The following is a 12,806-nucleotide window of genomic DNA, read 5'->3' as shown; positions in this document are numbered from 1 at the left end:
AGGTCACCCTAAGGAGGTTATTTACTTGCCATGCACTCCCGATCTCAAGTAAGTATCCCGGAATCAGGAATAGCCTGCGGTCTTGCCGGAGACCTCTTCAAGGTCGATTCGGATCACCGCCACCTTCCCGGCCATCCCGGGAGTGATGGTCCCTTTCGCCCCGTAATGTTTTGCGATTAGGGAGAGCGCCCGGAGTTTCTCGTCCTCGTCCTCCACAAGCCGCGCCGTCCCGGACGAGATCACGGTCCTGTACTTCATTCCCCAGTCGCAGGGAGGACCTCCCGTGACGAGTTCCACTCCCGTTTCGAACTCCACGCAGACCTTCGGGTTCCCGGAAAAAAGGTCCATCTTCTTTCCTTCCGGCGCTGAATGGAGATAAATCCGGTTCTCTTCGTACCCGAAACAGAGCGGTACGACATATGGTTCGGGGCCGGCGAACGCCACCCTGCAGACCCTGGCATCGCGGAGAACTTCTGCGATCCAGGCGGGGTCGTTCCGTTCCCTCTCGCCTCTTCTCATCATGGAGGGTGGTGTCCGGAAAACAATTAGATTTCGGGGTGTCAGGCCCGCCCGTAGAGGGTGGTCCGCTGGACAAGGTCCCTCCCGATATCCTCCGCCATCCTCCGCATCTCGTCAGGATCGAGGTAATCGGTATTCTGCGCCCCTGCACCCCGGGATATCCGCTCTTCGAACATGGTCCCCCCGAGGTCGTCCCCACCCGCCATGAGGCAGATTTGGGCCATCTTCTGCCCGAGTTTGACCCATGAGACCTGGATATGCGGGATATTGTCGAGGAAAAGTCTGGACCCGGCGACCATCAGGAGGTCCTCCCTCCCGGTCGCACCCGCACGGGCACGTCCCTCGCGGTAGAGGGGGGTGTTCATGTGGATAAAGGAGAGCGGCACGAACTCGGTGAACCCCCCGGTCCGGTCCTGTATATCCCGGAGAATGGAGAGGTGCCGCACCCGGTCCCCGACCGTCTCGCAGTGCCCGTACATGATGGTCGCGGTTGTGGGAATGCCCATCCGGTGGGCCTCCTCGATGATGCGGATCCATTCCGCGGTGGAAATTTTCCCGGGACAGATCACCTGCCGCACCGGGTCCGAGAGAATCTCCGCTGCGGTTCCGCACATTGAAGAAAGCCCCGCGTCCCTGAACTGCGCCATCACCTCTTTGGTAGAGATCCCGGACCTCCGGGCGGCATACGCGACCTCCATGGGATTTGATGCATGGATATGAACTCCGGGGGCCTCATCGCAGAGCCAGGAATAGACCTGCACGTACGACCGGGCGTTGAACTCCGGGTGAAGCCCGGATACGGTGCAGATCTCGGTGACCCCGCGTTCCCTGGCCTGGGCGGCCCGCTCCCGGATCACGTCCTCGCCGTAAAAATATGCATCCTCATCGCCGGCTTTCCGGGAAAACCCGCAAAAACCGCAATTGTTTACGCAGATATTGGTCACGTTGATGTTCTGGTTCCGGACATACGTCACCGCGTTCCCGACGGTCCGCGATCGGAGCTCGTCTGCTGCCGCACATATATCCCAGATATCACGATCGTTGCAGCGCATGAGCGCGAAAAGGTCCGACTCTTCCAATCGCCCGCCCGATCGCGCGGTATCGATAATTTCCCGTATGGTCCTGCCCGAGGGAGACCCTGCATCTGCCTTGCTAAAGGTTGACACGGTAGATCTGAATCGGTGGGAGGAGAGATAAATTCAGTGGAGAAGGCCCGCGGTCCCAATCTGAACCACCGGCAGATTTTCGTGTGATATATAATTCGCTGGCATTATGGCCGATCAGGTACCGATACCCCCCTCTCCGGGTCTTGTGCATCGCACGATGCCGTTACCGCGTACCTGACCCAGACGATACCATTCCTCATCATCTCGGTGGATCGGTGAACGAGGGGGACCAAAAAGTCCTTGAAGCCAGCCCTATCCGGGTCGAACAGAGTCGGTTCCGGCCTGCCCCCGGCAAGGTACGGGTGAATGAGCACGCTCACCTCGGTCACAACGCCCGCATGCAAAAGGACGCTGTTGAGCGTCCCCCCGCTGTCAACCCGGACTTTCGTTACACCATACCGTCCGTTCAGCAGTTCCAGTGCCGCACGGATATCGATCCGATCCTGCCCTGCAACGATCGTGCCTATCTTCCTCTCCGCCAGGTATGTCCGATACTCCGGAGGCGTGTTCTCCGAACAGACTGCGATGACGTCCCTCATATACGGCCACTTCCGGATCGCATCCCAGCAGCGCACCCTTCCGCGACTGTCGGCAATGACAAGCAGGGGACGGGTGTCGGGGGCGCCTTCCGGAGGTGTAAATATCGCGTCATGCTCCGGGGGAACCTGGAGTGCTGGATTGTCACGGACCGCGGCCAGGACGGTTTCACTCCCGAACAGGACCGCATCCGGTTCCCATTTGGCGGCAAGCGAATAATAGAGATCGAGATCTGCAGGAAAATTGGTGATCCGCCCGTCAAGGCTGACTGCCGTATGAATGATAACTTCCGGGATCATGGAGAGGCTCCTGAAGGTATCTGGCACCGTGAAATACAAAAAAAGTAGTCGTGTGGCGTGAAAATGCAGAATACCCGGAAGGGCACGGACCCGGTAAAATTCCTGCCTCGTTTGAATTTTTTTTACTTTGTTGATAACCTTACCACGTGACGCTCTTGTGGGCTTCGCCCCTGGAGCCTCATATGCTACGAATTGTGTTCAGACTGGCCTTAAAGAAACCCTTAGACTGGACATACATGAATGAAATCGAGGGCGTCAACTGAGCAGATTTTTTTAAATACCCTTCCGGTTTTGGCTGTGGAGCCGGTTACCAGCCCGAATATCCATCTTCCACCCACCCTCTGCCGTTCCGTGCAGGTATCCCCCTGCGGTCCTCCCGGCGGTGCAATCCCGAACCGGGGGCGATTCGTTATAACCGCGGGTCTTTTCTTCTCTCCCGGAGACGGGATGGTGGATAAACATGCAGGAAGAACAGATCGCATTGGACCGGGGGACCGCGAGGGGTTTCGTAATCCCTCTCGGGCCGGTGAACCTGGTGGGGGCTGTCGCCCCCCGGGGAATTGTCGGTTGCGGGGCCATCGACGTCCAGGCACTGGAGCGGTTCGGGTATCCCGCGGCAAGGGTGAGGCCGACGAGGGGGGATTCGATCGCCACTATCCGGGACCTCCTTGAAGGTGAGATCAGGGAAGCGAACCCGTCCGCGTCAGGACTGGGAATTACGCCGGGGATGAGCGGAATGCAGGCCCTGGAACTCCTTTGCTGACCCATAAGTCCGCCGGCCGGCGACACGACCGCCCGGTGCAGTCTCCGGGACTACTTTAACGGCCCGGGCCCAAGAGGTATGCAGCAATGCAGTACCATCACCTTTTCGGCCCCGTGTGCTCCCGTCGGCTGGGAAGATCCCTCGGTATCGACCTGGTACCGTTCAAAGTCTGCACCTTCGACTGCGTATACTGCGAGTGCGGGGCCACGACGAGGAAAACCCTGGAGCGGCAGGACTTTTTCCCCTTCGAAGAGGCGATCGCGGAACTGACCGATTACCTTTCCGCAGGACCTGACCTCGACTTCATTACCTTCTCGGGATCGGGAGAACCCACCCTCTCCCTCTCGATCGGGAGGATCATCCGGTTTCTCAAGGACAGATTCCCGGGTTACAGGGTCGCCGTGCTGACAAACGGCGGCCTTCTCCACGACCCCGGGGTCAGGGCCGACCTTGTCGGGGCCGACATGGTCCTCCCCACGCTCTCCACCGCGGTCCCGGAAACCTTCGCGAAGATCCACCGGCCGGCGCAGGGGCAGGACATCCTGGAGATCATCGACGGATTATCGCGCTTCCGGCAGGAATTCCCGGGAGAGATCTGGCTCGAGGTGTTCATCATCCCCGGTCTCAACACTACGGATGTCGAACTTGCCGCCCTGCGGAAGGCCATTCAATTGATCGATCCCGACAGGATCCAGCTCAACACCCTGGACCGGCCGGGGACCGAAGAGTGGGTCAACCCTGCCCCACCGGCAGAACTCAGCCGTATCGCCCGGTTTCTGGGCCTGCCCGGGACCGAAGCCGTGGAGTCGATCCACTACGGATTCTCCCATGCGGTCCCCTGCGGTGAGATCGCCGACCATATCCTGGCGGTATTGAGAAGAAGGCCGTGTACTCTCGACGATATTGCCGCAGCGACAGGCTTTCACCGCCGGGAGATCGCCAAATTCTTAAGGGAATTCGAGATCGAGGGGCGGATAATCTCAAAAAGGGAGGAGCGGGGGATATTTTTCTCCTGCAGGGGTCAGCAGGAAGGGACCAGGGAGTAATCCGTCGTGCGCTGGCAGAGACGCCGCCCGATATTCTCCGCCATTCTTTTCATCGCCCGGGGATCGAGGTAGTCCGCGCCCTCCGCTCCCGCATCGACGGTGACATCATCCGAAAACATGGTGCCCGCGAGGTCGTTCCCCCCGGCAAGCAGTGCCATCTGAGAAAGTTTCTGGCCGAGTTTCCCCCATGAGACCTGGATATTGTCGAAATTGTCGAGGAAGAGCCGTGAGACCGAGGTCATGAGCAGATCTTCCCTTCCCGTAGCCCCCGGTTTTCCGAGACCGGCAAGGTAGAGCCGCGTATTGGCATGAATATAGGAGAGCGGGACCAGCTCGGTGAACCCACCGGTCCGGTCCTGGATATCACGGAGGATCGCCAGGTGTTCCACCCATTCCGCGGCCCCTTCGTACGAGCCGTACATGATGGTGGCGGTGGTCCTGATCCCGAGACCGTGCGCCTCCTCGATGATCCGGATCCATTCGGCGGTGGAGAGTTTTCTCGGGCAGATCACCGACCTCACCCTGTCCACCAGGATCTCCGCCGCCGTTCCCTGGAGCGACCCGAGCCCGGCATCCTTCATCCCCAGGAGTACCTCGCGGGTGGAAAGGCCCGACATGCAGGACGCGTGGGACACTTCGTCGGGTGAGAACGCGTGGAGGTGGACCCCGGGCGCGGCATCCCGGACCGCCGCGAGGATTCCGAAGTACGTGTCGGCCGTGAACCCGGGGTGGACACCCGAGAGGAGGCATATTTCAGTCACGTTCCGTTCGCGGGCGAGACGCGCCTTCTCCCGGAGCGTATCCTGGTCGTCACAGAAGGCCCCCTCGTCCTCCGCCCTCCGGCCGAACCCGCAGAACGCGCAGAGGTTCTTGCAGATATTGGTGATATGGATATTCTGGTTCCGGACATACGTCACCGCATCCCCTACCTTCTCCTCCCGGAGCCGGTCCGCAGCGGAGAAAACGGAGAAGACCTCCCGGTCACGGAGCGAGAAGAGGTATTCCGCCTCGCCGGGAGTGAGCCGGTGGCCGGCGAGGACGTCGTCCAGTAACTGGCGGTGATTCATACCCGGAGTATTATTTCTTCTTCTTCTTCGAGGTTCCGGGTTTTCCCCCTGACTTCTTCTCCGCGTTCTTCCGGTGGACATAGTACTCCCAGGCGATCATGATCAGGATGATCACGATGGCCACGGGGACTATATTCAGGGGAAGATATCCCAGGAACGGGATGGTAAACAGGGCTTTGCCCACTATCCATTCCTTCTCGACAGGCTGGATTATTCCAAGGTCGCGGTTGGAGAGATAACTTCCCTGGTCGCTCACCTGGTTGTTGTCCCCTTTGGTGATGTAGCCCGAATTGGCAGCGATGACGGAGGACTGGACGATATACCCGATCTCCGGGTTTGCCGTGCTCTCGTTGATCACCGTGCCGTTCTCGAGCACCAGCTGGTTATTCTCGATGGTCGCCGGAAGGTATACCTGCGGGGTGGCCAGCCCGCGGTACAGGTTGATGTACTGGGGGATCGGCGCCCCCCCGTCCGTGGTGACCATGGCCCGGTGGATGATGGGATGGACACCCCCGCTGATCAGGGGGATGACCGAGTTGTCCGCCCCGTTCGGCCGGTAGATGAGGACGTCCCCGTAATCCCCGAATTTCATGTACCCGCTCTCTTTTCCCTCTGTCCAGTCCTGGAGAGGTCCGAACCGGTCCTGTGCCACTACGAAGACGAGGTCTCCCACCTGCATGTGGGGGACCATGCTCTCCGATTCGATAGTGACCACCGCGGGCCAGGTCCCCGAGACCAGGAACAGCCCCAGCGCGACCCCGCCTACCACAAGGACCACCCAGAGCAGCTCCCTCGCCCATCCCGCGGCTTTGCTTTCGCTTTTGAAGCGTTCCCGGAGGGATGGCGATCCTTTATCCTTGCCAGATGCCGTCATCGTTCTCCTTCACTATTCGCGTGGTTATAATACACCTTTTCCGGTCCCCCTCCGGACCGGCCGGTACGACACCCCCAATAAACCGGGTGCCGGATCGTAAAGCCCTATATCCGGCATCGGGAAATATGTGATCAATGCTCGATACCCAGACCATCGTCCAGCGGTTTCTCGACACAAGGCTGCAGGTCCATCCCGAGGTGGTCAGGTATCTGGCGGAGAAAGACGATCCCGCGTTGATAGACCGTATCCTGGCCAGCGTCCCCGACGATACGGTGGTGGTCTCGACGCGCCATATCCCCGGCCTTTCCCACGACCGCGACGGCAGCAGGTTCCTCACCGATCCGCGGTGCGAGGTGGTGCGGGGGAGGTCGGGAACCTCATCGGGTCCCTGCGTAGTGGGCGATTATGTTCACTACTTCAGGGACAGGTATACGCGGCTGGGCTCGATGATCAAGAGCAGGATCGATCCCATACCCATCGAGGCGCTCGTGAAGACCGGACGGTACAAACAGGAACTCTGTTCCATCAGCGGGCTCGTCGTGGATGTCCGCGGGACGACAAACGGGCACCGCATGGCCGAGATCGAGGATGCAACCGGGACCATCCCGGTATTGTTCAACAAGGACCGGCCCGGCTTTTCGGATGCGGAGCTGCTGGTCCCGGACGAGGTAGTCGGAGTCAGGGGGACACTCTCGGGTGACGGGAGGCTGTTCTTCTCGGACCAGCTCTTCAGGCCGGACATCCCCCTCTCCCATTCACCGTTCACCAGCGATGAGCCGGGTAAGGCAGTGCTGATCTCGGACGTGCACGTGGGAAGCGATACTTTTCTCGAAGAGGCATGGAACCGCTTCGCCGACTGGCTCGACGGGGCGGATGCCTCTTACCTCCTGATCGCGGGGGACCTTGTCGACGGGATCGGGGTTTACCCCGGGCAGGAGCACGAGCTCACCATCCCCAATATTTACGAGCAGTACGAGGTCTTCGGGAAGATGCTCTCCGACCTGCCCTCCCGGATCAGGATCATCGTCTCCCCCGGGAACCACGACGTGGTGCGGAGCGCGGAACCCCAGCCGGCCATCCCTGAAGAGTTCACGAAAAAATTCCCCTCCAACTGCGAGTTCGTGGAGAACCCGGCACTCGTGAATCTCCAGGGTGTGCGAGTCCAAATGTACCACGGCCGGTCCATCGACGACCTGATCAGCCTCATCCCGGGTGCGTCCTACGAACACGCCGCACCCATGCTCGAAGGAATGCTCCAGCGCAGGCACCTCGCGCCCACGTACGGGAGAAGGACCCCCATCGCGGCGGCACGGGAGGACGGCCTGATTATCGACCCCATTCCCGAGGTGCTCCACACCGGACACATCCATATCATGGGGATCACCGAATACCGGGGCACGCTCTCCATAAATTCCGGAACCTGGCAGTCCCAGACGGCGTTCCAGAAGCAGATGAATATTCATCCCACCCCGGCAAAGGCAGTGCTCCTCGATCTCGAGAACCTCCAGACAAAGGTGCTGGATTTTAACTGAAGAGCGCGATGCGCCCTGAATTGCACCAGGGGCAGGGGAAAAAGATATGAGGTCAAAAATAAATTCGTGAATTTTTTAACCTTGTCATACGTACAATAATCCTTAACACAACAAAACCGTGTGTGGATATATTCTGGAGGTTTGTCTTTCAATGGACATGTTTATCATAATACCGATCTGTGCACTCATCGGGCTTCTCTTCGCCGCGATCTCGTTTCGGACGATGATGAAGGAGGGCACAGGGAGCGAGCTGATGCAGAAGATCGCATCGGCAATCCACCTGGGGGCCATGGTCTACCTGAAGCGGCAGTATACGTATATTGCCGTGTTCGTGATTGGGTTTGCCATCGTGCTCACACTGGTGATCAACCCCCTCACTGCTGTGTGTTACATCGTAGGAGCAGTCCTCTCCGCAACTGCAGGGTTTATCGGGATGAACGCCGCGACCCGTGCCAATGTCCGGACGACCAATGCAGCCCGCAGAGGAATGGCCGCCGCGTTCAAGGTCTCCTTCTCGAGCGGGATGGTCATGGGGCTCACCGTGGTGGGCCTTGGCCTCGCCGGCCTCTCCACCACGCTCTATGCGGTGAGCACCTTCTCCACGCTCGACCTTGCGGCGAGCGTGAACGTTGTTTCCGGGTTCTCCCTAGGAGCCAGCTCGATCGCACTCTTCGCCCGTGTCGGCGGAGGGATCTTTACCAAGGCCGCCGATGTGGGCGCCGACCTGGTAGGGAAAGTCGAAGCGGGCATTCCCGAGGATGACCCCCGCAACCCCGCGGTCATCGCGGACAATGTGGGAGACAACGTGGGAGATATCGCCGGGATGGGCGCGGACCTGTACGAGTCCTACGTGGGCGCAATGGTTGCAACGATGCTTATCGGGGTCACCTCCGCGGCAGCGGCCCAGTTCCTTGGAGTCAGCATCATCAACCTGGTCCTCCTGCCGCTCTTCATCTCTGCCGCAGGGATCATCGCCTCGATCATCGGGTCATTCTTTGTGAGGACCTCGAAGAACGAGAGCAGCGCGATCCACAAAGCGTTCAATGCGGGGACCTTCGCGAGCCTGATCATCACGGTCATCGCGTCATACTTCCTGGTGGATGCCCTCCTCGGGCCCCAGTTCCTGGGAGTCTTTATCGCCACCGTGACGGGTCTTGTGGCAGGATTCCTCATAGGGCTGATCACCGAGTACTATACCTCGTACGACCGGGCGCCAACCCTCTCCATCGTCAAGTCCTGTGAGACCGGTGCGGCGACCGATATAATCGCCGGGCTGGCCAAGGGGATGGAGAGCACGTTTGTGCCGGTAATCATCATCGCGATCGCAATCCTGATCGCCGCGTTCGAGGGAGGCCTTTACGGCATCGCCATCGCAGGCGTCGGGATGCTTGCGACGCTCGGGATCACCCTCTCGGTTGACGCCTATGGCCCCGTGGCAGACAATGCTGGGGGTATCGCGGAGATGTCCCACCAGGAACCGGGGGTCCGCCAGATCACCGATACCCTGGACTCGGTAGGGAACACTACCGCTGCGATCGGGAAGGGGTTCGCTATCGGCGGCGCCGCCCTGACCGCACTCGGTCTGTTCGCCGCATATTCGCAGGCGGTCAACCTCGATATCGTGAACATGCTGGACCACCTGACCTTTGTGGGGATCCTGATCGGTGCGATGCTGCCGTTCCTCTTCTCCAGTTTCGCAATGACGGCGGTGGGGAAGGCCGCAGGGTACATCGTCACCGAGGTCCGCCGGCAGTTCAAGGAGATCCCCGGGCTTATGGAGGGCAAAACGGAGCCCGACTATGCTGCGGCGATCACCATCTCGACCAATGCCGCACTCAAGCAGATGATCCTCCCGGGCTTCCTGGCAATCGCCTCGCCCCTCGTGGTGGGTATCGTCCTCGGCAAGTCGGCACTCGCCGGCCTGCTGGTGGGTTCCATCGGGAGCGGGTTCGTGCTCGCCATCATGATGGCCAATGCCGGGGGAGCATGGGACAACGCCAAGAAGTACATCGAGCAGGGCCACTGCGGGGGCAAGGGTTCGCCCGCCCACAAGGCTGCAGTGACCGGTGACACCGTCGGCGACCCGTTCAAGGACACCGCCGGTCCGGCACTGAATATCCTGTTAAAACTTATGGCAATCGTATCGGTGGTATTCGCACCGATCTTCCTGCTCTAATCTTTTTTTTACGCTTTTTAAGAACACATTTTGTGATCTTACTCAGTGAAGATAGAGGCTTGTGAAAACATAGTCTGACTCTTTCGACTTGATCCTCCCTGGCTACGGAGAACCTGCCTGCACTCGACAAGTCAGGTAATTTCCACGAGTATCCTGTGCGGGGCGCCATAGCGGCGGGGCGGCAGCCCCTGGAGCGTCATGCAACATAAATTTGCAATCGTCAACTACCCTGGCAAAGCCCTTGAGAACCGGATCGTAAATGAAGGAGATTGGGATTGTCAACAGAACTAAACAAAATTTGATTAACTGAAAAAGAGGAATTTCGAGAGATTTCTTCCGTTTTGGATGGAAAAGATATCAGTCCAACTGGCGATAAGAACCCCGGGGGAAAAAAAACTAAAAGATCCCCAGGTTTTCAAGGAACAGCCGGTGGAGTCGGTAGTCGGTCCCCAGCTCGGGGTGGAACGCGAGCGCCATATGCTTCCCGCTGGTCACCGCGACGATTCCCGCATCGATGCGGGCCAGCACGTCTACACCGGGATCATGGCTCACCGCTACCGGAGCACGGATGAACACCGCATGGAACGGGAATTCCAGCCCTTTAACAGGAAGGTCTGTCTCGAACGATTCCTTCTGGCGGCCGAACGCGTTCCGCTGCACCCCGATCCCGATGAGGCCGAGCGGGTGAACGCGGGGGTCGTCAACCTCCCTGGCAATGATCACCATCCCTGCGCAGGTGGCGAAGATCCCCCCCCCGAACTCAGTGAGTGGGGTATACATCCCGTTCTTATCGATCAGCCTGGATATCGTGGTCGATTCGCCGCCGGGAATCGCAATGGCATCGAGGTCGGGGATTTGGTCCGCGTTACGGAGCGGGACGACCCTCTCCCCCGGAAAACCCATCTCTTGGAGCGCTCCTTCGAAAGCCCTGATATGCTCGCTCACATTGCCCTGGAGGGCCAGTACCCCGATCTTAACGTCCACGGTACTGGAGCACCTCATCTTCGCGAAGGGTGTGCACGTCAAGGCCACGCATGGCATCTCCGAGGCCTTTGCTCACCTCGGCGACAATGCCTGGCTCATCGTAGTGGTTTACCGCCTCGACGATCGCCCTGGCCATCCTTTCGGGATTTTCCGAGAGGAAGATCCCTGAACCCACGAAGACCCCGTCTGCTCCGAGCTGCATCATCATTGCCGCGTCTGCAGGGGTGGCAATCCCGCCGGCGGAGAAGTTCACCACCGGAAGCCTGCCTAGTTTCACCGTCTCGAGAAGGATCTCTGCGGGGGCCTCCAGGTCCCTCGCCCGGTCAACTATCTCCTGGGGGGAGCGTCCCTGGAGGGCACGGATTTCGCCCATGATCGCCCGCATATGACGGACCGCCTCGACCACGTTGCCGGTGCCGGCCTCGCCTTTGGTCCGGATCATGGCCGCTCCCTCGTGGATACGGCGCATCGCTTCTCCCAGGTCCCGGGCGCCGCACACGAAGGGGACGGTGAATTTGGACTTCTCGATATGGAACTGCTCGTCCGCAGGGGTGAGCACCTCGCTCTCATCGATCATATCCACCCCCAGCGCCTCGAGAACCTGAGCCTCAACAAAATGGCCTATCCGGACCTTTCCCATTACCGGGATGGAGACCGCATCCATGATCTCCAGGATCTTCTCCGGGTCCGCCATGCGGGCTACCCCGCCCGCTTTCCTGATATCGGCCGGCACCCGCTCCAGGGCCATGACGGCCACGGCCCCCGCCTGCTCGGCGATGGTCGCCTGTTCGGCATTGACCACGTCCATGATCACCCCTCCCTTCTGCATGGACGCAAAACCGCGTTTTATCAACTCGGTGCCGAACCTCAGTTCCTCGAGTCTCATACGCCTATATATTGGGCGAATGATCCCAATAAAAGTAGTGTGGTAAGTATTGTGGCGAATATGATGGTTATCGCCCGTTCGGCCCTGATTATCTCAATCCCGGCCTCTTTAAGCGACCGCTCCCCGGGACCGATGGTATAGACCCCGGGCTTCTCGAACCTGATCCCCACTCCTCCCGCCATGATGGACATGGATATCCCGCCGTTGAATCCGGGTCGTTTATGTCTGTCCTTCAAAAAAGCCTGCCATGCGGGTCCAAACCTTCCTTTCGCCGCAAAATAGAGGAGAAGCAGCCCTCCCGTAACCCTCGCCGGGATATAATTCGCGATGTCGTCTGCTCTCGCGGACCACCAGCCGATCCGGGCACGTTCGTCCCGGTATCCGAGCATGGCATCCATGGTGTTCGCTGCCCGGTAGACCGCGGCCCCGGTAAGCCCGAAAAGGCCGTAATAGAAAAGCGGAGAGACGATGCTGTCCACCAGGTTCTCGGTGACTGACTCGTACGCCGCGGAGAGAACCTGCTCTTCGTTGAGTCCGAGGGTATCCCTGCTCACGAGGAGTCCGGCTTTTCCCCTGGCCTCCTGGAGCGAGGAGGAAGTGGTCTCCACCACCGAATAAAGGTGCTCCTCGAGGGATCGCCATGCAAAACAGACCTTGAGGAGAAAGGGGCCGAGGATGAGAATCACGAGTGCGGGAGCATAGAACTGGACGAGAAAGAAGGGAAGGGCAAAGACGACCGCGGTGATCACCCAGAAGATCGCCCCGGCGGCACGCTGGAACCCGGGAGAATAACGATCCGGCCGTCCCCAGACACCGATGCACGATCCGAGGAGCGCTACCGGGTGGAACCCCGAATGCGGGTCCCCCAGGACCCGGTCTACCACAAGCGCCAGAGGAATGACCAGCGGAAGAAACAGCAGTATAATCTCGTTATCCACGCGTCAAGCACCCCGCAGT

12 protein-coding genes are annotated in these 12,806 nt (G+C 59.6%); 4 read left to right on the top strand and 8 right to left on the bottom strand.

The annotated features are described in order from the left end of the window. Positions 1-63 precede the first annotated feature (63 nt). The 3 genes from J2741_RS06810 to J2741_RS06800 form a co-directional block, all read right to left on the bottom strand. Positions 64-522, bottom strand: coding sequence for a pyridoxamine 5'-phosphate oxidase family protein (locus tag J2741_RS06810; RefSeq protein WP_209674244.1), 459 nt, complete (start codon positions 520-522; stop codon positions 64-66). Between the two features lie 38 nt (positions 523-560). Continuing rightward, entirely contained in the window at positions 561-1,685 is a 1,125-nt protein-coding gene (gene cofH, locus J2741_RS06805; RefSeq protein ID WP_209674243.1) for a 5-amino-6-(D-ribitylamino)uracil--L-tyrosine 4-hydroxyphenyl transferase CofH, read from the bottom strand. A 104-nt stretch (positions 1,686-1,789) separates the two neighbouring features. Then, positions 1,790-2,521, bottom strand: a complete 732-nt coding sequence (locus J2741_RS06800; RefSeq protein ID WP_209674242.1) for a dihydrofolate reductase family protein — start codon at positions 2,519-2,521, stop codon at positions 1,790-1,792. Positions 2,522-2,981: 460 nt separating this feature from the next. Between J2741_RS06800 and J2741_RS06795 the strand changes: the two genes are divergently transcribed. Both J2741_RS06795 and J2741_RS06790 read left to right on the top strand, forming a co-directional pair. After that, the gene (locus J2741_RS06795; protein ID WP_209674241.1) at positions 2,982-3,284 is read left to right on the top strand and encodes a YunC family protein; all 303 of its coding nucleotides are present in this window, start codon (positions 2,982-2,984) and stop codon (positions 3,282-3,284) included. An 86-nt stretch (positions 3,285-3,370) separates the two neighbouring features. Next, complete coding sequence (locus J2741_RS06790) at positions 3,371-4,330, top strand: radical SAM protein (protein WP_209674240.1); 960 nt, start codon at positions 3,371-3,373, stop codon at positions 4,328-4,330. On the opposite strand, the gene cofH (J2741_RS06785) is transcribed toward J2741_RS06790, so the two are convergent. Together cofH (J2741_RS06785) and J2741_RS06780 are read right to left on the bottom strand one after the other, a co-directional pair. Continuing rightward, entirely contained in the window at positions 4,306-5,397 is a 1,092-nt protein-coding gene (gene cofH / locus J2741_RS06785; RefSeq protein ID WP_209674239.1) for a 5-amino-6-(D-ribitylamino)uracil--L-tyrosine 4-hydroxyphenyl transferase CofH, read from the bottom strand. The genes J2741_RS06790 and cofH (J2741_RS06785) overlap by 25 nt on opposite strands. A gap of 10 nt (positions 5,398-5,407) precedes the next feature. Then, positions 5,408-6,271, bottom strand: a complete 864-nt coding sequence (locus tag J2741_RS06780; RefSeq protein WP_209674238.1) for a S26 family signal peptidase — start codon at positions 6,269-6,271, stop codon at positions 5,408-5,410. Between the two features lie 134 nt (positions 6,272-6,405). Here J2741_RS06780 and J2741_RS06775 point away from each other — a divergent pair, with 134 nt between their 5' ends. Together J2741_RS06775 and J2741_RS06770 are read left to right on the top strand one after the other, a co-directional pair. Then, positions 6,406-7,803, top strand: coding sequence for a DNA-directed DNA polymerase II small subunit (locus J2741_RS06775; RefSeq protein WP_209674237.1), 1,398 nt, complete (start codon positions 6,406-6,408; stop codon positions 7,801-7,803). Positions 7,804-7,954: 151 nt separating this feature from the next. Then, positions 7,955-9,979 carry a sodium-translocating pyrophosphatase gene (locus tag J2741_RS06770; RefSeq protein WP_209674236.1) on the top strand — a complete coding sequence of 675 codons (2,025 nt, stop codon included), beginning with the start codon at positions 7,955-7,957 and terminating at the stop codon, positions 9,977-9,979. 396 nt (positions 9,980-10,375) lie between these two features. Here the strand turns inward: J2741_RS06770 and pdxT are convergent, their stop codons facing one another. From pdxT to cbiB, 3 genes are read right to left on the bottom strand one after another with little or no spacing between them, the layout of a single operon-like run. Beyond that, the gene (gene pdxT / locus J2741_RS06765; protein ID WP_209674235.1) at positions 10,376-10,963 is read right to left on the bottom strand and encodes a pyridoxal 5'-phosphate synthase glutaminase subunit PdxT; all 588 of its coding nucleotides are present in this window, start codon (positions 10,961-10,963) and stop codon (positions 10,376-10,378) included. Then, positions 10,953-11,849, bottom strand: a complete 897-nt coding sequence (gene pdxS / locus J2741_RS06760) for a pyridoxal 5'-phosphate synthase lyase subunit PdxS (protein ID WP_209674234.1) — start codon at positions 11,847-11,849, stop codon at positions 10,953-10,955. The genes pdxT and pdxS overlap by 11 nt, the downstream gene beginning before the upstream one ends. Then, positions 11,846-12,787, bottom strand: a complete 942-nt coding sequence (cbiB, locus tag J2741_RS06755; protein ID WP_342452241.1) for an adenosylcobinamide-phosphate synthase CbiB — start codon at positions 12,785-12,787, stop codon at positions 11,846-11,848. The genes pdxS and cbiB overlap by 4 nt, the downstream gene beginning before the upstream one ends. Between the last annotated feature and the right edge of the window lie 19 nt (positions 12,788-12,806).

Source organism: Methanolinea mesophila (genome assembly GCF_017873855.1).
In the GTDB taxonomy this organism is placed as follows: Archaea; Halobacteriota; Methanomicrobia; order Methanomicrobiales; family Methanospirillaceae; genus Methanolinea_B; species Methanolinea_B mesophila.
Note: the sequence above shows the minus strand (reverse complement) of the source record. Positions and strands in the feature narration are given on the sequence as shown.